Source organism: Nocardiopsis oceani (assembly GCF_054777395.1).
In genome coordinates, this window is record NZ_BAAHAR010000010.1 from 12,232 (window position 1) to 32,307 (window position 20,076).

The following is a 20,076-nucleotide window of genomic DNA, read 5'->3' on the forward strand; positions in this document are numbered from 1 at the left end:
GAGACCTAGGGAAGACGAGCCTCATGGCTAAGACTTTGCTTGACCTGGCCAAGGTCCGCAACATCGGCATCATGGCCCACATCGACGCGGGCAAGACGACGACGACCGAGCGGATCCTCTACTACACCGGTGTCACCCACAAGGTGGGTGAGGTCCACGACGGCGCCGCCACGATGGACTGGATGAAGGAGGAGCAGGAGCGGGGTATCACCATTACCTCGGCTGCTACCACCACCCACTGGGACGACCACACGATCAACATCATCGACACGCCCGGCCACGTCGACTTCACGGTCGAGGTCGAGCGGTCGCTGCGCGTGCTCGACGGTGCCGTCGCCGTGTTCGACGCCAAGGAAGGCGTCGAGCCCCAGTCGGAGCAGGTCTGGCGTCAGGCCGACCGTTACAAGGTCCCGCGGATCTGCTTCGTCAACAAGATGGACAAGATCGGCGCCGAGTTCCAGCGCTGTGTCGACATGTTCCGTGAGCGCCTCGGCGCCAACGTCATGCCGATCCAGCTGAACATCGGTGCCGAGAGCGACTTCAAGGGCGTCATCGACCTCGTGAAGATGCAGGCCTACGTCTGGAACGACGAGGCCAAGCTCGGCGAGATGTACGAGACGATCGACATCCCCGAGACCCACGTGGACGCCGCTCGCGAGGCTCGCGACCAGTTCATCGAGACGCTGGCCGAGGCCGACGACGAGATCATGGAGCTGTACCTCGAGGGCCAGGAGCCCACCGAGGAGCAGCTCGTCACGGCGATTCGTCGCGCCACCATCGCCGGCACCGCTGTTCCGGTGGTCTGCGGCACCGCGTTCAAGAACAAGGGCGTGCAGCCCCTGCTCGACGCGGTCATCGCCTACCTTCCCTCGCCCCAGGACGTCGACGCCATCGAAGGCCACGACCCCAAGGACGAGTCCGAGGAGACCAAGCTCGAGCGCAAGCCGAGCATCGACGAGCCGATGTCCGCCCTGGTCTTCAAGATCATGAGCGACCCGCACCTGGGCAAGCTGACCTACGTGCGCATCTACTCGGGTGTTCTCACCACCGGTACCCAGGTGCTCAACAGCCTGAAGGGCCGCAAGGAGCGCATCGGCAAGATCTACCGCATGCACTCGAACAAGCGTGAGGAGATCGCCGAGGCCGGCGCGGGCGACATCGTCGCCGTCATGGGTCTGAAGGACACCACGACCGGTGAGACGCTCTGCGAGCAGAGCTCGCCGATCGTCCTGGAGTCCATGACGTTCCCGGCTCCGGTCATCGAGGTGGCCATCGAGCCGAAGACCAAGAGCGACCAGGAGAAGCTGGGCATCGCGATCCAGCGTCTGGCCGACGAGGACCCCTCCTTCCAGGTGGCTTCGGACGAGCAGACCGGGCAGACCGTGATCTCCGGCATGGGTGAGCTGCACCTCGAGGTGCTCGTCAACCGCATGCGCGACGAGTTCAAGGTCGAGGCCAACATCGGTAAGCCCCAGGTGGCCTACCGCGAGACCGTTCGCAAGAAGGTTGAAGGCCACGTCTTCACCCACAAGAAGCAGACCGGTGGTTCGGGCCAGTTCGCCAAGGTCAAGATCGACCTCGAGCCGCTTGTCGCGGACGAGGGCAGCGACGCCTCCGGTTACGAGTTCGTCAACGCGGTTACCGGTGGCCGTATCCCGCGGGAGTACATCCCGTCCGTGGACGCCGGCTGCCAGGAGGCCGCGGAGCTGGGTGTGCTCGCGCACTACCCGCTCGTCGGTATCAAGGTGACGCTGCAGGACGGTCAGTACCACGAGGTCGACTCCTCCGAGATGGCGTTCAAGACCGCTGGTTCGATGGCCTTCAAGGAGGCCGTCAAGCTCGCCAAGCCTGCGCTGCTCGAGCCGGTCATGGCCGTCGAGGTCACCACGCCCGAGGAGTACATGGGCGATGTGATCGGTGACCTGAACTCCCGCCGTGGACAGATTCAGTCCATGGACGAGCGTTCCGGCGTCCGCCTCGTCAAGGCCCAGGTGCCCCTCTCGGAAATGTTCGGCTACGTGGGTGACCTGCGCAGCCGTACGCAGGGTCGAGCCAACTACTCGATGGTGTTCGACTCCTACGCGGAGGTTCCGTCCGCTGTCGCCCAAGAAATTGTGGCGAAGGTTCGCGGCGAGTAGTCGCGAACACGTAACCAGGCTGTGCCCCGCGTCTGCGGGGTTACACCACAGTCAAATAGTTCTGTACGTCTAGGAGACTTCCAGTGGCGAAGGAAAAGTTCGAGCGGACTAAGCCGCACGTCAACATCGGCACCATCGGTCACATTGACCACGGCAAGACCACGCTGACCGCGGCCATCACCAAGGTGCTGCACGACGCGTACCCGGAGCTGAACCCGTTCACCCCGTTTGAGGACATCGACAACGCTCCTGAGGAGCGCGAGCGCGGTATCACCATCTCCGTGGCTCACGTCGAGTACCAGACGCAGGAGCGCCACTACGCTCACGTCGACTGCCCCGGCCACGCTGACTATGTCAAGAACATGATCACCGGTGCCGCGCAGATGGACGGCGCGATCCTGGTCGTGGCCGCCACCGACGGCCCGATGCCGCAGACCAAGGAGCACGTGCTCCTGGCCCGCCAGGTCGGCGTCCCCGCCATCGTCGTCGCCCTGAACAAGGCCGACATGGTGGACGACGACGAGATCTTCGAGCTCGTCGAGCTCGAGGTCCGTGAGCTGCTCAGCGAGTACGAGTTCCCCGGCGACGACGTCCCGGTCACCAAGGTCTCGGCGCTGAAGGCGCTCGAGGGCGAGGAGACCTGGAAGAACGCCATCCTCGAGCTCATGGGCACCGTCGACTCCTTCATTCCGGAGCCGGAGCGCGACACCGACAAGCCCTTCCTCATGCCGATCGAGGACGTCTTCTCGATCACCGGTCGCGGCACCGTCGTCACCGGTCGCATCGAGCGCGGCGTCGTCAACGTCAGCGAGACCGTTGACATCGTCGGCATCAAGGAAGACAAGCAGACCACCACCGTCACCGGTGTTGAGATGTTCCGCAAGCTGCTCGACAACGGTCAGGCTGGCGACAACGTCGGTCTGCTCCTGCGCGGCATCAAGCGCGAGGACGTCGAGCGCGGCCAGGTCGTGATCAAGCCCGGCACGACCACCCCGCACACCGACTTCGAGGGCCAGGTCGTCATCCTGTCCAAGGACGAGGGTGGCCGGCACACGCCCTTCTTCAACAACTACCGTCCGCAGTTCTACTTCCGCACCACTGACGTCACCGGCGTCGTGACGCTGCCGGAGGGCACGGAGATGGTCATGCCCGGTGACTCCACCGCGATGACCGTCAACCTGATCCAGCCGGTCGCGATGGAAGAGGGCCTCAAGTTCGCCATCCGTGAGGGTGGCCGGACCGTGGGCGCGGGTCGCGTCACGAAGATCCTCAAGTAGCACACACGTTGGGGTGGCACCAGAGCCGCCCCGACGTGGTGGGTGGGCCGCTTCACGGCGGCCCGCCCACCACACCGAAAAGACGTCATCGGGCTCTGTGACGGTGACGCACCGCAGGGGCAAGCCCTGTTGCGGTTTCTCAAGGAAATAGGGGCTCACGGCCAACACGCCGGCGGATTCGCCGACGGGCCTGGGCGTCTGTGACCGGGACAGCTCACCGTTACGGACACTGAAGCGAAGGACGAACAGGCCACATGGCGGGACAGAAGATCCGCATTCGGCTAAAGGCCTATGACCACGAGGTCATCGACAGCTCGGCGCGCAAGATCGTTGAGACTGTGACGCGAACTGGCGCACAGGTCGCGGGCCCGGTGCCGCTGCCGACGGAGAAAAACGTTTACTGCGTCATCCGATCGCCGCACAAGTACAAGGATTCGCGCGAGCACTTCGAGATGCGCACCCACAAGCGGCTGATCGACATCATCGACCCCACGCCGAAGACGGTCGACTCGCTTATGCGGCTCGACCTCCCGGCCGGCGTTGACATCGAGATCAAGCTTTAAGGACGCACAGACATGGCCACCAAGCAGATCAAGGGAGTTCTGGGCGAAAAGCTCGGCATGACCCAGGTCTTCGACGACGCGGGCAAGATGGTTCCCGTCACCGTCCTGAAGGCCGGTCCGTGCGTCGTGAGCCGCATCCGGACTCCGGACTCCGATGGCTACTCCGCCATCCAGCTCGGCTACGGGCAGATCAACCCGCGTAAGGTCAACAAGCCTCTCGGCGACTACCTGCGCGCGAACGACCTGACCCCGCGCCGCCACTACGTCGAGGTGCGCACCACTGACGCCTCTGAGTACCAGCTCGGTCAGGAAGTCGACGCGGCCTCGTTCGAGGACGGCCAGAAAGTCGACGTCACGGGCAAGAGCAAGGGCAAGGGCTTCGCCGGTGTGATGAAGCGCCACGGTTTCAGTGGTATGTCCGCTTCGCACGGTACGCACAAGACGCACCGCACCCCGGGCGCCATCGGCGGTTGCGCGACGCCCGGCCGCGTTTTCAAGGGCATGAGGATGGCCGGGCGCATGGGCAACGTGCGCAAGACCATCCAGAACCTGACCGTCCACTCCGTGGACTCGGAGAAGGGCATCATCCTGGTCAAGGGTGCTGTGCCCGGTCCCAACGGCGGTCTGGTGCTCGTCCGCACCGCTGTGAAGGGGGACAAGTAAGTCATGGCCCAGATCGAGGTCAAGAACCCTGAAGGCGGCTCCAAGGGCAGCGTGGAGCTCCCCGAGACCGTCTTCGCCCAGCAGGTCAGCATTCCGCTGATCCACCAGGTCGTGAACGGCCAGCTGGCAGCTGGCCGGCAGGGCACCCACGCCACCAAGACCCGCGGCGAAGTCCGCGGCGGTGGCAAGAAGCCCTACCGCCAGAAGGGGACCGGTCGCGCCCGTCAGGGCTCGATCCGCGCCCCGCAGTACACCGGTGGTGGCACCGTTCACGGTCCCCAGCCGCGTGACTACTCCCAGCGGACCCCGAAGAAGATGAAGGCCGCCGCCCTGCGCGGAGCCCTCTCCGACCGGGCCAACCACGGCCGCATCCACGTCGTCAGCCACTTCGTGGCCGAGGACGCGGACGGCAAGTTCACGCAGACCGCTCTGAAGGCGCTGCGCCAGGTGACCGAGTCCGACAAGGTTCTCGTCGTCCTGGCCCGCGAGGACGAGCACAACCGGCGCGCCCTGCGGAACCTCGAAGAGGTGCACATCCTCGACGCGGACCAGGTGAACACCTACGACGTCCTGTACTCGGACGACGTGGTCTTCACCGAGGCGGGCTACGCCGAGTTCCTGGCCCACGCGGCTGGTACCTCTAAGGCCGCTGAGTCCGAGGAGGACGACCAGTGAGGATCGCTGACCACCGCGACATCATCGTCGAGCCGGTGATCTCCGAGAAGAGCTACGGGCTCATGGACGAGAACAAGTACACGTTCATCGTCCGGCCCGAAGCCAACAAGACCCAGATCAAGATCGCGATCGAGAAGATCTTCGAGGTGAAGGTCACGAACGTGAACACGATCAACCGGAAGGGTAAGCGTAAGCGGACCCGTTTCGGCTTCGGGAAGCGTCCCGACACCAAGCGAGCGATTGTCAGCGTGGCCGACGGCCAGCGGATCGACATCTTCGGTGTCTGACCTTTTCCGGGTCTGACCGCTACACGTCAAGCAATACGTAAAGGAATGCGCGAAGAAGATGGGCATTCGTAAGCACAAGCCGACGACGCCGGGTCGTCGCGGCTCCAGCGTGAGCGACTTTGTCGAGATCACGCGCTCGGAGCCGGAGAAGTCCCTGGTCCGTCCGCTTCACTCCAAGGGCGGTCGTAACGGCCACGGCCGGATCACCACCCGTCACCAGGGTGGTGGCCACAAGCGCGCCTACCGCGTGATCGACTTCCGTCGTCACGACAAGGACGGCGTGCCGGCCAAGGTTGCTCACATCGAGTACGACCCCAACCGCACCGCCCGCATCGCCCTGCTGCACTACTTGGACGGTGAGAAGCGCTACATTCTGGCGCCCGCCGGCCTCAAGCAGGGTGACCGGGTCGAGAACGGGTCCCAGTCCGACATCAAGCCGGGCAACTGCCTCCCGCTGCGCAACATCCCCACGGGTACGTTCGTGCACGCGGTCGAGCTGAAGCCGGGCGGTGGCGCCAAGCTGGGCCGTTCCGCCGGGTCGCAGATCCAGCTCCTCGCCAAGGAAGGCCGTTACGCCACGCTGCGTATGCCCTCCGGTGAGATGCGCATGGTCGAGATCTCCTGCCGCGCAACGGTTGGTCAGGTCGGCAACGCCGAGCAGTCCAACATCCGCTGGGGCAAGGCCGGCCGCTCCCGGTGGAAGGGCAAGCGCCCGACCGTCCGCGGTGTCGTGATGAACCCCATCGACCACCCGCACGGTGGTGGTGAGGGTAAGAGCTCCGGTGGCCGTCACCCGGTGAGCCCTTGGGGTCAGAAGGAAGGCCGGACCCGGAGCAAGAAGAAGGCCAGCAACAAGCTGATCGTGCGGCGTCGGCGTAGCGGTAAGAAGAAGCGGTAAGGAGCACGTCTGATGCCACGTAGCCTTAAGAAGGGTCCCTTCGTCGACGACCACCTCATCAAGAAGGTGGAAGTCCAGAACGAGAAGAAGACCAAGAACGTCATCAAGACGTGGTCCCGGCGATCCATGATCGTCCCGGAGATGATCGGTCACACGATCGCCGTCCACGACGGCCGCAAGCACGTTCCGGTGTTCGTGTCGGAGTCGATGGTCGGCCACAAGCTCGGTGAGTTCGCTCCCACGCGTACTTTCCGCAGCCACGTCAAGGAAGACCGCCGTAGCCGCCGTTAGCGGTTGCAGCAGTTGTTAAGAACCACTTTCTCCACGGTGAGTGGAGATGAATTTCCGTGAGCGAGGGAAAAGCGATGGGAACGAGGGCACAGGCGCGGTTCGTCCGCGTTACGCCCCGGAAGGCTCGCCGGGTGGCGGACCTTATTCGCGGGTTGCCCGCTGACGAGGCACAGGCGGTGCTCCGGTTCGCTCCCCAGTCGGCGAGCGAGCCCGTTGGCAAGGTTCTGGCTAGCGCCATGGCCAACGCTGAGCACAACGACAAGCTGGACCGCGAGACTCTGGTGGTCGAGCGCGTCTGGGTGGACGAGGGTCCGACCCTGAAGCGCATTCGTCCGCGAGGCTTCGGCCGGGCTTTCCGGGTCACGAAGCGCACGAGCCACATCACCGTGGTCGTCGCTGAGAACTCGGGCGCCTCGTCCAAGACGAAGGAAAGGACCCGATAGTGGGGCAGAAGGTAAACCCGCACGGGTTCCGTCTCGGCATCAGCACTGACTTCAAGAGCCGGTGGTACGCCGACAAGTCCTACAAGGACTACGTCAAGGAAGACGTCGCGATCCGTCGGATGCTGACCCGTGGCATGGAGCGCGCGGGCATCTCCAAGGTCGAGATCGAGCGCACCCGTGACCGTGTCCGCGTGGACGTCTACACCGCCCGGCCGGGCATCGTCATCGGCCGCCGCGGCGTTGAGGCCGACCGGATCCGTACGGACCTGGAGAAGCTGACCGGCAAGCAGGTGCAGCTGAACGTCTTCGAGGTCAAGAACCCGGAGATCGACGCGCAGCTCGTCGCCCAGGGCGTCGCTGAGCAGCTGAGCAGCCGCGTGGCCTTCCGCCGCGCGATGCGCAAGGCCATGCAGAGCGCCATGAAGGGCGGAGCCAAGGGCATCCGTATCCAGTGCGGTGGCCGTCTGGGCGGGGCTGAGATGTCCCGCTCGGAGTTCTACCGCGAGGGTCGCGTCCCGCTGCACACGCTGCGCGCCGACATCGACTACGGCTTCTTCGAGGCCCGTACGACGTTCGGCCGCATCGGCGTGAAGGTGTGGATCTACAAGGGTGACGCCCCGGTGACCCGCGCCGAGCGCGAGGCTGCCCAGGCCGCTCAGCGCACCGCCGGTGGCGGTCAGCGCCGTGAGCGCCCGCAGCGTCGTCGCCGCGGTGGCGCCGCTGGCGGCTCCAACACTGAGGCCAAGGCCGGTGCTTCGGCCGAGGCCCCGAAGACCGAGGGGAGCTGACTGACCAGTGCTTATTCCTCGCAAGGTTAAGTACCGCAAGCAGCACCACCCGGACCTGCGTGGCAAGGCCAAGGGCGGCACGACCGTCAACTTCGGTGAGTACGGCATCCAGGCTCTCGAGTCGGCGTACGTGACGAACCGGCAGATCGAGTCCGCTCGTATCGCCATGACGCGTCACATCAAGCGTGGCGGCAAGGTGTGGATCAACATCTTCCCGGACCGCCCGCTGACGAAGAAGCCCGCCGAGGTCCGCATGGGTTCCGGTAAGGGTTCGCCCGAGTGGTGGGTCGCGCCGGTGAAGCCCGGGCGTGTGATGTTCGAGCTGTCGGGCGTGCCCGAGGCCGTGGCCAAGGAGGCCCTGCGCCGTGCGATGCACAAGCTCCCGATGAAGTGCAAGTTTGTTAAGCGGGAGGTGTGGGAGTAGTGGCGAAGTCCGTGACTGCCCACGAGCTGCGCGACCAGTCCCTCGAGGACTTGGTCACGAAGCTCAAGGAAGCCAAGGAAGAGCTCTTCAACCTCCGCTTCCAGGCCGCCACCGGCCAGCTCGACAACCACAGCCGTCTGCGCACTGTCAAGCGCGAGATCGCGCGGATCTACACGGTCATGCGCGAGCACGAGCTGGGCATCGTCCCGCTGTCTGGTGAGTCGGCTGAGGAGACGAAGGAAGCAGCCGAATGAGTGAGAACCAGACCGCAGCGCGCAACTACCGCAAGACGCGTGAGGGCTACGTCGTCAGCGACAAGATGGACAAGACCGTCGTTGTCGAGGTTGAGGACCGCGTCAAGCACGCTCTGTACGGCAAGGTCATCCGTCGGACGACCAAGTACAAGGCGCACGACGAGGCGAACTCCGCTGGTGTCGGCGACCGGGTCAGCATGATGGAGACCCGGCCGCTCTCCGCGACGAAGCGTTGGCGCGTCGTGGAGATCCTGGAGAAGGCTAAGTAACCCCGGCCTGTTGGCGGCCGACACGGGTTGTCGGCCGCCGACGCGAGGGGTGAGACCACCTAGCCGTGCGGCAGTGGACCGCACGCATCACATCAGGAGCAGACGTGATTCAGCAGGAGTCGCGACTCAAGGTCGCCGACAACACGGGTGCCAAGGAGATCCTTACCATCCGTGTTCTCGGTGGCTCGGGTCGGCGCTACGCCGGGGTTGGTGACACCATTGTCGCCACGGTGAAGGACGCCCTGCCTGGCGCTGGAGTCAAGAAGGGCGACGTCGTCAAGGCCGTTATCGTGCGCACCGCTAAGGAGCGCCGCCGGCCCGACGGCTCCTACATCCGCTTCGATGAGAACGCTGCCGTGCTCATCAAGGACGGTGGGGACCCGCGAGGCACCCGCATCTTCGGCCCGGTCGGCCGTGAGCTGCGTGACAAGAAGTACATGCGCATCATTTCGCTGGCGCCGGAGGTGCTCTAAGCGATGAAGATCAAATCTGGCGACGAGGTCATCGTTCTCGCCGGCAAGGACAAGGGTGCCACCGGCAAGGTCGTTAAGGCCATGCCGAAGGAAGACCGTGTCGTCGTCGAGGGCGTCAACCTGGTCAAGAAGCACAGGAAGGCCAACCCGGCGGGCGGCCAGCAGGGCGAGGTCGTTACCAAGGAGGCCCCCATCCACGTGAGCAATGTTGCGCTCGCGGAGGACGGCAAGGCATCCCGGGTCGGCTACCGCTTCGAGGAAGACGGAACCAAGGTTCGGGTCTCCCGCCGCACCGGTAAGGACATCTGATGACGGTTACCAACGACATCACCGCACCTCCGATGCCGCGGCTCAAGGAGAAGTACCGCAACGAGATCGCTGCGGGACTCAAGGACGAGTTCGACATCGCCAACGTCATGCAGATCCCCGGTCTGACGAAGATCGTGATCAACATGGGCGTGGGCGAGGCGGCTCGTGACGCGAAGCTGATCCAGGGCGCGATCGCCGATCTCACGGCGATCACCGGCCAGAAGCCCAAGGTCAACCGGGCGAAGAACTCCATCGCGCAGTTCAAGCTGCGCGAGGGCATGCCGATCGGCGCCAGCGTTACGCTGCGCGGCGACCGCATGTGGGAGTTCGCCGACCGGCTGCTCTCCCTGGCTCTGCCCCGGATCCGGGACTTCCGTGGCCTTTCCCCGAAGCAGTTCGACGGGAACGGCAACTACACCTTCGGCCTGACCGAGCAGGTCATGTTCCACGAGGTGGACCCGGACAAGGTCGACCGGCAGCGTGGGATGGACATCACGGTTGTCACCACGGCCACCACCGACGACCAGGGCCGCAGCCTGCTCAAGCGGCTCGGTTTCCCGTTCAAGGAAGCCTGAGGGGTAACCACAGATGGCGAAGAAGTCCCTGATTGCCAAGTCGCAGCGGAAGCCGAAGTTCGGCGTTCGCGCGTATACTCGATGCTCTCGGTGCGGCCGTTCGCGCGCCGTCTTCCGGAAGTTCGGCCTGTGCCGTATCTGCTTCCGTGACATGGCGCACCGCGGCGAGCTGCCCGGTATCACCAAGTCGAGCTGGTAGTTTCCGGTGGGGCCGATCAGGCGCACAGCGCGATCGGCCCCCCGAACTGCCACCGTCTGGTGGCTTAACGCAGTGTCCGTGACCGGCAAAGGCGGTACACGGGCCCGCGACATCCATTCAACAGGGCACGGCAGTCCCGCGAGGGACCGCGGTGCCCACGACCACGCTGTAGGTCCGTTTGTGCAGTGCCCGGGGGTAACCCCGAGGTACGCAGGCTCTGGGAAGGCCCGCACTCGGAAACCGCGGTGAGGAAGGGCCAGTCGGCCATGACGATGACCGACCCGATCGCAGACATGCTGACGCGTCTGCGTAACGCGAATTCGGCGTTCCACGACACCGTGACGATGCCGTATTCCAAGATCAAGGCGCACATCGCCGAGATCCTCCAGCAGGAGGGGTTCATCGAGGGTTGGCGGACCGAGGAGGCCCCTGTGGGCCAGAGCCTCGTCCTCGACCTGAAGTACGGCCCCACCCGTGAGCGTTCGATCGCGGGCATCCGACGGGTCTCCAAGCCCGGTCTCCGGGTGTACGCCAAGAAGGAGAACCTCCCGCGCGTGCTGGGTGGCCTCGGTGTGGCGATCATTTCGACGTCCGGTGGCCTGATGACAGACAAGCAGGCCAAGAAGCGTGGCGTGGGCGGCGAAGTCCTCGCTTACGTCTGGTAATAGGGAGAGACGAAAAGCATGTCGCGAATCGGTCGACTGCCGCTCTCGGTCCCCAAGGGCGTCGAAGTCACGATTAACGGGCAAGACGTCACTGTCAAGGGGCCGAAGGGCGACCTGAAGCACACGATTACCGAGCCGATCACCGCCTCCTTCGAGGACGGGATCCTCACGGTGGCACGTCCCGATGACAAGCCGGAGAACCGGTCGCTGCACGGTCTGAGCCGTGCGCTGATCGCCAACCTCGTCGAGGGTGTCTCCAAGGGCTACACCAAGACGCTGGAGATCCACGGTGTGGGTTACCGCGTCCAGGCCCGCGGCGCGAACCTGGAGTTCTCGCTGGGCTACAGCCACCCGGTCGTCGTGGAGCCCCCGGAGGGCATCACGTTCCGCGTGGAGAAGCCGACGATCCTCCACGTCGAGGGCATCGACAAGCAGCTGGTGGGCCAGGTCGCCGCGAACATCCGCGGTCTGCGCAAGCCTGACCCGTACAAGGCCAAGGGCGTGCGGTACAAGGGTGAGCACATCCGCCGCAAGGCCGGAAAGGCTGGTAAGTAGGCATGGGCATCACCGTGAGCCGTAAGCGCACCGCGAAGGCCACCACCTCGCGCAAGCGTCGGCAGTTCCGCGTCCGTAAGAAGGTCGTGGGCACGAGCGAGCGTCCGCGTCTGGCCGTGTTCCGCTCCTCCAAGCACATCGTCGCGCAGGTCATTGACGACACCAAGGGTCACACCCTGGTCGCCGCCTCCACTGTCGAGGCGGACGTGCGTGGTGCCGATGGCACCAAGTCCGACAAGTCCGTCAAGGTCGGTGAGCTCGTCGCGCAGCGCGCGAAGGACGCCGGTATCTCCGCGGTCGTCTTCGACCGTGGTGGTAACCGTTACGCCGGTCGTATTGCCAAGCTCGCCGATGCGGCGCGCGAGGGTGGGCTGGAGTTCTAGTTCGATGACCTCAGTACTGGCCAAGAACAAGCACGAGAAGAGGAATCACTGATGGCTGCAGCACCGCGGCGCGGCGCCGGTGGCGAGCGGCGTGATCGCCGTGACGATCGCCGCGGCGGCGCCGCAGACAAGGGTGTCTCCTACATTGAGAAGGTCGTGACCATCAACCGGGTCGCGAAGGTCGTCAAGGGCGGCCGTCGCTTCTCCTTCACGGCTCTCGTCGTCGTCGGCGACGGCAACGGCATGGTCGGTGTCGGTTACGGCAAGGCCAAGGAAGTTCCGTCCGCGATCGCCAAGGGTGTCGAGGAGGCGAAGAAGAACTTCTTCCGCGTCCCCCGCATCCAGGGCACGATCACGCACCGAGTCCAGGGTGAGGAAGCCGCGGGCGTCGTCCTGCTGCGTCCGGCAGCCCCGGGTACCGGTGTGATCGCCGGTGGTCCCGTGCGCGCCGTCCTGGAGTGCGCCGGCATTCACGACGTCCTGAGCAAGTCGCTCGGCTCGTCCAACCCGCTGAACATCGTGCACGCCACGGTGGCGGCGCTCAAGGGCCTCAACCAGCCTGAGGAGATCGCGGCCCGCCGCGGCCTCCCGCTCGAGGATGTGGCCCCGGCTGCCATGCTGCGCGCTCGCTCTGAGGCGAAGGCAGGAGCCTGATCATGGCCAAGATCAAGATCACGCAGACCGGTTCCAAGATCGGCGGCGTTGAGAAGCAGCGCGCTACTCTCCAGTCGCTGGGCCTGGGCCGGATCGGTAAGTCCACTGTCCGCGAGGACCGCCCTGAGGTTCGCGGGCAGATCACGATCGTCTCGCACCTCGTCACTGTCGAGGAGGTCGCAGAATGAGCGACTACAACCCCGACGAGCCGCTCAAGCTGCACCACCTGCGTCCTGCTCCGGGTAGCAACAAGGCCAAGACCCGCAAGGGCCGCGGCGAGGCTACCAAGGGTAAGACCGCTGGTCGCGGCATGAAGGGCACGAAGGCTCGTAACACCGTGCGTCCCGGCTTCGAGGGTGGGCAGATGCCCCTCATCCGCCGGATCCCGAAGCTCAAGGGCTTCAGCAACGCCCGGTTCAAGACGCACTACCAGGTCGTCAACCTGGACAAGCTGAGCGAGCTCTACCCCGAGGGTGGCGAGGTCACTGTCGAGGGCCTGGTCGCCAAGGGCGCGGTTCGCAAGAACCAGCTCGTCAAGGTGCTGGGCACCGGTGAGATCACCGTCGCCGTGCAGGTGAGCGCGAACGCGTTCTCCGGCTCCGCGCGGGAGAAGATCACCGCCGCCGGTGGCACCGTCACCGAGCTGTAGGGTTCTCCCTACGATGAATACTGGGGGCGTCCGCTCAGCAGGTCTTTGAAGGACCGGCTGGCGGGCGCCCTCACGTGTTGGTGAGTGTCGATCGTTATGCCTCACGAACCCGCCCGTCGAGTGATCACTGTTACAGTGCCGTCTGTTTGAGTTCCCCGCTTGACGTAATGTGAAGACTTCCGAGCACCGGGCGACAGGTCCGGTGCTGACGTTCTACGACGATTCAGGATCGGCCGCGATGTCTGGAACCCGTTCCGCCGCCGAAGCCGCGCAGGAGGAGACGTGCTAGGTGCGTTCGTTCGTGCATTCCGCACGCCCGACCTGCGCAATAAGCTGCTGTTCACACTGTTCATCCTGACGATCTTCCGGCTGGGTTCGGTGATTCCCGCACCGGGCATCGACTCGGCGGCGATCCGGGACCAGATGGAGTTCATCACCGCGCAGGACCAGTCCGGTGTCTACGCTTTGGTGAACCTGTTCAGCGGTGGCGCGCTGCTGCAACTCGCGGTGTTCGCGCTCGGGGTGATGCCCTACATCACCGCCAGCATCATCATCAACCTGCTGACGGTGGTGATCCCCCGTCTGGAGGCCCTCAAGAAGGAGGGCCAGTCCGGACAGAGCAAGATCACCCAGTACACCCGCTATCTCACCCTCATGCTCGCCGTGCTGCAGGCCACGTCCATCGTGGCCATGGCCCGCACTGGTGCGCTTTTCCAGGACTCGATCCCCTCGACCACCTACATGCCCAACCAGGACATCCTCACCATGGTGACGATCGTCTTCGTGATGACCGCGGGCACCGCGATCATCATGTGGATGGGTGAGCTGATCACCGAGCGCGGTGTCGGCAACGGTATGTCGCTGCTGATCTTCACCCAGGTCATCGCGATGTTCCCCTCCTCGATCATGGGTCTGTACGAGGAGCGGTCGGTCTGGATCTTCACCATCATCTGCATCGCCGGTCTGACCCTGATCACCGCGGTGGTGTTCATGGAGCAGGCCCAGCGCCGTATCCCGGTGCAGTACGCGAAGCGGATGGTCGGCCGCCGGATGTACGGCGGCAGCTCCACGTACATCCCCCTGAAGGTCAACCAGGCGGGCATCATCCCCGTGATCTTCGCCTCGTCGCTGCTGTACCTGCCGCAGCTGATCGTCGGTCTGCTGGGACAGGACTCCACCCACCCGGTGGCCCAGTTCTTCCAGACCTACTTCCTCACGGGCACTCACCCCATCTACATGGCGACCTTCTTCGTCATGATCGTCGGGTTCGCGTTCTTCTATGTGGCTATTACGTTCAACCCCACTGAAGTCGCCGACAACATGAAGAAGTACGGTGGGTTCATCCCGGGTATCCGACCAGGGCGTCCGACCGCCGAGTACCTCGACTACGTGTTGACTCGGCTGACGACCCCCGGCTCTCTCTACCTGGGTGTGATCGCTCTCCTGCCGATGGTCGCTCTCGGTGCCACCGGTGCCGACATGAACTTCCCCTTCGGCGGGACGAGCATTCTGATCATGGTCGGTGTCGGGCTGGACACGGTGAAGCAGATCGAGAGTCACCTCCAGCAGAGGAACTACGAAGGTTTTCTGCGATAAATGCGTGCAGTATTGGTGGGGCCGCCTGGGGCCGGTAAAGGCACTCAGGCCCAGATCCTCGCGGAAGAGCTGTCGGTCCCGAAGGTGTCCACAGGTGACATCTTCCGGGCCAACGTCAGCGGTGGTACCGAACTCGGCAAGAAGGCCAAGGAGTTCATGGACCGCGGCGACCTCGTCCCGGACGAGGTCACGAACGCCATGGTCAAGGACCGTCTGGCCCAGGACGACGCGGAGATGGGATTCCTGCTCGACGGGTTCCCCCGCAACGTCCCCCAGGCGGAGACCCTCAAGGGGATGCTCGTCGACCTCGACAGCGGCCTGGACGTCGTCCTGGAGCTGAAGGTCGACGAGGAGGAGGTCGTCAAGCGCCTCTCGGGACGCCGTTCCTGCCCCGAGTGCGGTCGGGTCTACCACGTCGAGTACGACGCCCCGCAGAGCACGGGCAAGTGCGACAACGAGGGTGCCGACCTGTACCAGCGTGACGACGACCGTGAGGAGACCATCCGGCACCGCCTGAAGGTCTACCGCGAGCAGACCGCTCCGCTGGTCGAGTTCTACGCCGGCGAAGGTCTGCTGGCCACCATCTCGGCCACGGGTCCCGTGGACGAGGTGACGGCTCGCGCGAAGGCCGCCATCGCGGAGAAGCGGTCGGCCGCCTGATGTTTCGAAAGGCGGATCCGAGCGTGCAGATCAAGACGCCGGAGCAGATCGCCAAGATGAGGGCGGCGGGCCAGATCGTGGCCCGCGCCCTGGACGCCATCCGGGCCGCTGTGCGGCCCGGGGCGTCCACCCTCGAGTTGGACGCGGTCGCGGAGAAGGTGATCCGGGACGCCGGGGCGGTCCCGTCGTTCAAGGGCTACCACGGATTCCCCGGATCGATCTGCGCCTCGGTCAACGAGGAGGTCGTTCACGGAATCCCGAGCACCGAGCGCGTTCTGGTCGAGAACGACATCGTCTCCATCGACTGCGGTGCGATCCTCGACGGCTGGCACGGTGACTCTGCGGTCACCATCGCGGTCGGCGAGGGCAGGTCCGAGGACCTGACGATGATGGGCGTGTGCGAGGAATCCATGTGGCAGGGGATCGCGCAGATGCGTCCGGGCAAGCGCCTGGGGGACATCGGCTACGCGATCGCCGGCCATATCTCGGCCAACGGCGGCTACGGCAACGTGCGCGAGTACGGGGGCCACGGCATCGGTACCGAGATGCACATGGACCCGCACGTCCTGAACTACGGCAAGCGCGGGCGCGGCATGCGCCTGGTCGAGGGCATGTGCCTGGCCATTGAGCCCATGACCACGCTCGGCAAGCAGCACGTCGTGGAGCTCGACGACGGTTGGACCGTGGTCACCAAGGACGGTCGCCGCGCCGCCCACTTCGAGCACACCGTGGCGGTCACGGCGGACGGCCCGATGGTGTTGACCGCACGCGAGTCGAACCGCGATAAAATTTCGCAGATGGGGTTCGTCCAGCCGACCTGGTGACGGCGGGCCCACCCCCGCGCCTCCGGTAACCGACCGGGGCAGTGGGGTGGTGACCACTCAGAGGCGAGGTGCGCGCAGTGTCCGACCCGGTGCCGTCGATTCGTACGTCTGATTCCGAACGCGACCGTGTCGCGCAGCTGCTCCAGGAGCATTTCGCTCAGGGGCGGCTCGACCACGAGGAGTTCACCCAGCGCCTCAGCGAGGTCTACAAGGCCAAGACGGTGGAGGAGCTCTCCGAGGTCACCAACGACCTGCCCGAGCGGGATCTGGCCGATGTCGGTCGGGCCGCCGTCACGGACGCCGGTGCCGGTACCGTGCCGCTGCGCCTGCGGGACCCGGCCCTGATGGTGCCGTGGGTCCTGTACGGCGGGGTCAACGTCCTGTGCTTCTTCATCTGGCTGATCGTCTACTTCACGACCGGTGCCTCCTACCCTTGGTTCCTGTGGGTGCTCGGCCCTTGGGGGATCCTGATGGGAGTGGTCACATTCGGTGTGCTCCTCGCCCAGCGCGGCCAAGGCGACGAACAGAACTGAACCCGGCCGGCTCCGCCGCTCGGGCGGTTCGCTCCGTCGGGCGGGCGGTGTGGAAGGTGTAGGCTTCTCCGCCTCTCGGTTAGGAGTACTTGCCGGAAGGGGATAGACTGGCACTGCCCATACGCGGGCTGTTGGGTCAGTCTGCCTTCTTTGTGCCACGTCATTTCACCGACGTTCGCCTGTCTTGCAGTTGGCCCGAGCTTCCAGTGTGTTTCGGCTTTGGCGACCCGGTCTACCGGCGGTCGCCGAAGTCTTCGTGTCATGCGAGGCCACTGGGGTCGCGTCGGGTTGTCATGATCAACCAATTGATGAGCGAGGCGTGGAGGACATGGCGAAGAAAGACGGCGCCATCGAGATCGAGGGTTCCGTTGTCGAGTCGCTACCCAACGCTATGTTCAAGGTAGAGCTCGACAACAAGCACACGGTCCTTGCCCACATCAGCGGCAAGATGCGGATGAACTACATCCGTATTCTCCCCGACGACCGGGTCGTCGTGGAGCTGAGCCCGTACGACCTCACGCGCGGGCGCATCGTTTACCGCTACAAGTAGCCCGTCAGGGGCCGCACGGCCCAAGACTGGTGATGTGATGAGTTCGGAGTCACCATGAAGGTCAAGCCGAGCGTGAAGAAGATCTGCGCGAAGTGCCGCGTGATCCGCCGTAACAGCCGGATCATGGTCATTTGCTCGGACCCGCGACACAAGCAGCGCCAGGGTTAGTGACCCCGGTACGCTCCGCGGCTTCCGCACAGCTTTGACCCGGTAGGGAGTACACCTCCCGCCGGGTGAGTAACAACAAAAGCCTGTTCCGATCTCCTGCCGCCCGTACGGGCGCGGGGGAGAACCCCCGGTCGGAGGCCGGGGCCTCGTCGATTGGGCGACGAGAGGATGGAACGGGTCAGACCTCCGCAAAAGTATGGATGGAGTCTCGCCCACATGGCACGTATTGCCGGCGTTGACCTCCCCCGCGACAAGCGGGTGGAGATCGCTCTCACTTATGTTTTCGGGGTTGGCCGCACCCGCGCCATCGAAACCCTGAAGGAAACCGGTGTCGACGGGAACACCCGCGTCTACCAGATGTCCGAAGAGGACCTGGTCAAGCTGCGCGACTGGATCGACGCCAACTACCAGGTCGAGGGTGACCTGCGTCGCGAGGTCCAGGCCGACATCCGTCGCAAGATGGAGATCGGTAGCTACCAGGGCTTCCGGCACCGTCGCGGTCTCCCGGTCCGTGGTCAGCGTACGCAGACCAACGCCCGTACCCGCAAGGGCAAGAAGAAGACCGTGGCCGGAAAGAAGAAGGCCAAGAAGTAGTCCGCCTCGGACCAGCCAACCGCGTCCGAGAAGAAACGTACGGACCGATGATCTCTGGGAGTTTCGCTCATGCCGCCTAAGGGCCGTCAGGGTGCCGCGCGCAAGGTGCGCCGCAAGGAAAAGAAGAACATTGTCCACGGGCACGCTCACATCAAGAGCACGTTCAACAACACGATCGTGAGCATCACCGACCCGACCGGTGCGGTGATCTCGTGGGCCAGCTCGGGACAGGTCGGCTTCAAGGGGTCGCGTAAGTCCACCCCCTACGCCGCGCAGATGGCCGCCGAGGCCGCTGCCCGCCGCGCCCAGGAGCACGGCGTCCGCAAGGTCGACGTCTTCGTGAAGGGCCCGGGTTCCGGCCGGGAGACCGCCATCCGTTCGCTGCAGGCGACCGGCCTCGAGGTGGGTTCCATTCAGGACGTCACCCCGGTTCCGCACAACGGCTGCCGCCCGCCCAAGCGCCGCCGCGTCTGATCCGCACCGGCACCCGCGCTTCCTACCGCGCGGGTGCTCCGTGGGTGCTTGTCCGCGTGGCCCCGGGATGGGGCCCGCGCGGGCAGGGTAGGAATCCGAGTAGAGGGCACCGCCGATCCGGAGGTGCCCGTCCGGTGGCCGTCATATAGCGGTCGGCCATGTGGAAGGGAAAACACGGACCATGTTGATCGCACAGCGTCCCACGCTCGCCGAGGAAGTCGTCTCGGACCTGCGCTCGAGGTTTGTCATCGAGCCGCTGGAGCCGGGCTTCGGTTACACCATCGGTAACTCGCTTCGGCGTACCCTGCTGTCCTCCATCCCCGGTGCGGCTGTGACCAGCATCCGCATCGAGGGCGTCGAGCACGAGTTCACCACCGTGCCCGGGGTCAAGGAGGACGTCACCGAGATGATCCTCAACCTCAAGGGCCTGGTCGTCAGCTCCGAGCACGACGAGCCGGTTCTGATGTACCTGCGCAAGCAGGGCCCCGGTGTGGTGACCGCCGCGGACATCGCTCCGCCGGCCGGTGTCGAGGTGCACAACCCCGACCTTCACCTCGCCACGCTGAACGGCAAGGGCAAGCTGGAGATGGAGCTGACGGTCGAGCGCGGCCGCGGTTACGTCTCGGCGACGCAGAACAAGCAGCAGGGGCAGGAGATCGGTCGGATCCCGATCGACTCCATCTACTCCCCGGTACTGCGTGTGACCTACAAGGTCGAGGCCACCCGAGTCGAGCAGCGCACCGACTTCGACCGCCTGATCGTCGACATCGAGACCAAGCCGGCCATCCGTCCCCGTGACGCCGTGGCCAGCGCGGGCAAGACCCTGGTCGAGCTGTTCGGTCTGGCGCGTGAGCTCAACGTCGACGCCGAGGGCATCGACATGGGCCCGTCGCCGACGGACGCCGCGCTCGCGGCGGACCTGGCGCTGCCGATCGAGGACCTCAACCTGACGGTCCGGTCCTACAACTGCCTCAAGCGTGAGGGCATCCACAGCGTTGGCGAGCTGGTGGCCCGATCCGAGCAGGACCTGTTGGACATCCGCAACTTCGGTGCCAAGTCCATCGATGAGGTCAAGCAGAAGCTCATCGACATGGGCCTGTCCCTGAAGGACTCCCCGCCCGGATTCGACCCCAGCACCGCGGCCGACTCCTTCGGCTCCGAGGACGACGAGGGCGAGTCCTTCGTCGAGACGGAGCAGTACTAGACCTTCGTCGCCCAAAGGTCTCCGGCCGAGTGTGGCCGTGG

General features: G+C 65.0%; 32 protein-coding genes. All 32 read left to right on the plus strand.

From position 1 onward, the window contains the following. Positions 1-23: 23 nt before the first annotated feature. Positions 24-2,138 (plus strand): elongation factor G, encoded by a 2,115-nt coding sequence (fusA, locus tag ACYVDG_RS07275; RefSeq protein WP_460747623.1) that lies wholly within the window; start codon positions 24-26, stop codon positions 2,136-2,138. Positions 2,139-2,221: 83 nt separating this feature from the next. After that, entirely contained in the window at positions 2,222-3,415 is a 1,194-nt protein-coding gene (gene tuf, locus ACYVDG_RS07280) for an elongation factor Tu (RefSeq protein WP_460747624.1), read from the plus strand. Positions 3,416-3,669: 254 nt separating this feature from the next. Beyond that, positions 3,670-3,978, plus strand: a complete 309-nt coding sequence (gene rpsJ / locus ACYVDG_RS07285) for a 30S ribosomal protein S10 (RefSeq protein WP_013156110.1) — start codon at positions 3,670-3,672, stop codon at positions 3,976-3,978. A gap of 12 nt (positions 3,979-3,990) precedes the next feature. Beyond that, positions 3,991-4,641: a 50S ribosomal protein L3 gene (gene rplC, locus ACYVDG_RS07290; RefSeq protein ID WP_460747625.1), complete on the plus strand. Its 651-nt coding sequence runs from the start codon at positions 3,991-3,993 to the stop codon at positions 4,639-4,641. 3 nt (positions 4,642-4,644) lie between these two features. Continuing rightward, positions 4,645-5,316 (plus strand): 50S ribosomal protein L4, encoded by a 672-nt coding sequence (rplD, locus tag ACYVDG_RS07295; protein ID WP_460747626.1) that lies wholly within the window; start codon positions 4,645-4,647, stop codon positions 5,314-5,316. After that, positions 5,313-5,603: a 50S ribosomal protein L23 gene (gene rplW / locus ACYVDG_RS07300; RefSeq protein WP_460747627.1), complete on the plus strand. Its 291-nt coding sequence runs from the start codon at positions 5,313-5,315 to the stop codon at positions 5,601-5,603. Before rplD ends, rplW begins: the two co-directional genes overlap by 4 nt. Before the next feature lie 58 nt (positions 5,604-5,661). After that, on the plus strand, positions 5,662-6,501 hold the full coding sequence (gene rplB / locus ACYVDG_RS07305; protein ID WP_460747630.1) for a 50S ribosomal protein L2: 840 nt from the start codon (positions 5,662-5,664) through the stop codon (positions 6,499-6,501). 12 nt (positions 6,502-6,513) lie between these two features. After that, positions 6,514-6,792 (plus strand): 30S ribosomal protein S19, encoded by a 279-nt coding sequence (gene rpsS / locus ACYVDG_RS07310; RefSeq protein WP_460747631.1) that lies wholly within the window; start codon positions 6,514-6,516, stop codon positions 6,790-6,792. A gap of 74 nt (positions 6,793-6,866) precedes the next feature. After that, positions 6,867-7,235: a 50S ribosomal protein L22 gene (gene rplV, locus ACYVDG_RS07315; protein ID WP_460747633.1), complete on the plus strand. Its 369-nt coding sequence runs from the start codon at positions 6,867-6,869 to the stop codon at positions 7,233-7,235. Further along, a complete protein-coding gene (rpsC, locus tag ACYVDG_RS07320) occupies positions 7,235-8,023 on the plus strand; it encodes a 30S ribosomal protein S3 (protein WP_460747634.1) in 789 nt (262 codons plus the stop codon). Before rplV ends, rpsC begins: the two co-directional genes overlap by 1 nt. A 7-nt stretch (positions 8,024-8,030) precedes the next feature. Beyond that, positions 8,031-8,447, plus strand: a complete 417-nt coding sequence (rplP, locus tag ACYVDG_RS07325) for a 50S ribosomal protein L16 (RefSeq protein ID WP_460747635.1) — start codon at positions 8,031-8,033, stop codon at positions 8,445-8,447. After that, complete coding sequence (gene rpmC, locus ACYVDG_RS07330; protein WP_460747636.1) at positions 8,447-8,701, plus strand: 50S ribosomal protein L29; 255 nt, start codon at positions 8,447-8,449, stop codon at positions 8,699-8,701. Before rplP ends, rpmC begins: the two co-directional genes overlap by 1 nt. Further along, positions 8,698-8,970, plus strand: a complete 273-nt coding sequence (gene rpsQ, locus ACYVDG_RS07335) for a 30S ribosomal protein S17 (RefSeq protein ID WP_460747638.1) — start codon at positions 8,698-8,700, stop codon at positions 8,968-8,970. The genes rpmC and rpsQ overlap by 4 nt, the downstream gene beginning before the upstream one ends. Positions 8,971-9,074: 104 nt before the next feature. Continuing rightward, the gene (gene rplN / locus ACYVDG_RS07340) at positions 9,075-9,443 is read left to right on the plus strand and encodes a 50S ribosomal protein L14 (RefSeq protein WP_460747639.1); all 369 of its coding nucleotides are present in this window, start codon (positions 9,075-9,077) and stop codon (positions 9,441-9,443) included. A 3-nt stretch (positions 9,444-9,446) separates the two neighbouring features. Further along, positions 9,447-9,752 carry a 50S ribosomal protein L24 gene (rplX, locus tag ACYVDG_RS07345; RefSeq protein WP_460747640.1) on the plus strand — a complete coding sequence of 102 codons (306 nt, stop codon included), beginning with the start codon at positions 9,447-9,449 and terminating at the stop codon, positions 9,750-9,752. Next, positions 9,752-10,327 carry a 50S ribosomal protein L5 gene (gene rplE / locus ACYVDG_RS07350; protein WP_460747641.1) on the plus strand — a complete coding sequence of 192 codons (576 nt, stop codon included), beginning with the start codon at positions 9,752-9,754 and terminating at the stop codon, positions 10,325-10,327. The genes rplX and rplE overlap by 1 nt, the downstream gene beginning before the upstream one ends. A 13-nt stretch (positions 10,328-10,340) precedes the next feature. Next, positions 10,341-10,526, plus strand: a complete 186-nt coding sequence (locus ACYVDG_RS07355; protein ID WP_460747642.1) for a type Z 30S ribosomal protein S14 — start codon at positions 10,341-10,343, stop codon at positions 10,524-10,526. A gap of 266 nt (positions 10,527-10,792) precedes the next feature. After that, on the plus strand, positions 10,793-11,191 hold the full coding sequence (gene rpsH / locus ACYVDG_RS07360; RefSeq protein WP_460747643.1) for a 30S ribosomal protein S8: 399 nt from the start codon (positions 10,793-10,795) through the stop codon (positions 11,189-11,191). Between the two features lie 18 nt (positions 11,192-11,209). After that, a complete protein-coding gene (rplF, locus tag ACYVDG_RS07365; RefSeq protein ID WP_460747644.1) occupies positions 11,210-11,746 on the plus strand; it encodes a 50S ribosomal protein L6 in 537 nt (178 codons plus the stop codon). Between the two features lie 2 nt (positions 11,747-11,748). After that, positions 11,749-12,129 carry a 50S ribosomal protein L18 gene (gene rplR, locus ACYVDG_RS07370; RefSeq protein WP_460747645.1) on the plus strand — a complete coding sequence of 127 codons (381 nt, stop codon included), beginning with the start codon at positions 11,749-11,751 and terminating at the stop codon, positions 12,127-12,129. Between the two features lie 51 nt (positions 12,130-12,180). Next, complete coding sequence (rpsE, locus tag ACYVDG_RS07375; RefSeq protein ID WP_460747646.1) at positions 12,181-12,783, plus strand: 30S ribosomal protein S5; 603 nt, start codon at positions 12,181-12,183, stop codon at positions 12,781-12,783. A 2-nt stretch (positions 12,784-12,785) separates the two neighbouring features. Next, the gene (gene rpmD / locus ACYVDG_RS07380; RefSeq protein ID WP_460747647.1) at positions 12,786-12,971 is read left to right on the plus strand and encodes a 50S ribosomal protein L30; all 186 of its coding nucleotides are present in this window, start codon (positions 12,786-12,788) and stop codon (positions 12,969-12,971) included. Next, entirely contained in the window at positions 12,968-13,432 is a 465-nt protein-coding gene (gene rplO, locus ACYVDG_RS07385) for a 50S ribosomal protein L15 (RefSeq protein ID WP_460747648.1), read from the plus strand. Before rpmD ends, rplO begins: the two co-directional genes overlap by 4 nt. Positions 13,433-13,714: 282 nt before the next feature. Then, positions 13,715-15,028: a preprotein translocase subunit SecY gene (secY, locus tag ACYVDG_RS07390; RefSeq protein ID WP_460747649.1), complete on the plus strand. Its 1,314-nt coding sequence runs from the start codon at positions 13,715-13,717 to the stop codon at positions 15,026-15,028. Then, on the plus strand, positions 15,029-15,688 hold the full coding sequence (locus ACYVDG_RS07395; RefSeq protein ID WP_460747650.1) for an adenylate kinase: 660 nt from the start codon (positions 15,029-15,031) through the stop codon (positions 15,686-15,688). Next, positions 15,688-16,512, plus strand: a complete 825-nt coding sequence (gene map, locus ACYVDG_RS07400) for a type I methionyl aminopeptidase (RefSeq protein WP_460747651.1) — start codon at positions 15,688-15,690, stop codon at positions 16,510-16,512. The genes ACYVDG_RS07395 and map overlap by 1 nt, the downstream gene beginning before the upstream one ends. Positions 16,513-16,589: 77 nt before the next feature. Then, a complete protein-coding gene (locus tag ACYVDG_RS07405; protein ID WP_460747652.1) occupies positions 16,590-17,045 on the plus strand; it encodes a DUF1707 domain-containing protein in 456 nt (151 codons plus the stop codon). 328 nt (positions 17,046-17,373) lie between these two features. Further along, positions 17,374-17,595, plus strand: coding sequence for a translation initiation factor IF-1 (gene infA / locus ACYVDG_RS07410; protein ID WP_017578623.1), 222 nt, complete (start codon positions 17,374-17,376; stop codon positions 17,593-17,595). Positions 17,596-17,649: 54 nt separating this feature from the next. Further along, a complete protein-coding gene (gene rpmJ, locus ACYVDG_RS07415; RefSeq protein WP_026117481.1) occupies positions 17,650-17,763 on the plus strand; it encodes a 50S ribosomal protein L36 in 114 nt (37 codons plus the stop codon). A 216-nt stretch (positions 17,764-17,979) separates the two neighbouring features. After that, on the plus strand, positions 17,980-18,357 hold the full coding sequence (gene rpsM / locus ACYVDG_RS07420) for a 30S ribosomal protein S13 (RefSeq protein WP_460747653.1): 378 nt from the start codon (positions 17,980-17,982) through the stop codon (positions 18,355-18,357). Between the two features lie 69 nt (positions 18,358-18,426). Then, the gene (gene rpsK / locus ACYVDG_RS07425; protein WP_013156138.1) at positions 18,427-18,831 is read left to right on the plus strand and encodes a 30S ribosomal protein S11; all 405 of its coding nucleotides are present in this window, start codon (positions 18,427-18,429) and stop codon (positions 18,829-18,831) included. A gap of 181 nt (positions 18,832-19,012) precedes the next feature. Further along, positions 19,013-20,035, plus strand: a complete 1,023-nt coding sequence (locus ACYVDG_RS07430) for a DNA-directed RNA polymerase subunit alpha (protein ID WP_460747654.1) — start codon at positions 19,013-19,015, stop codon at positions 20,033-20,035. Positions 20,036-20,076 lie beyond the last annotated feature (41 nt).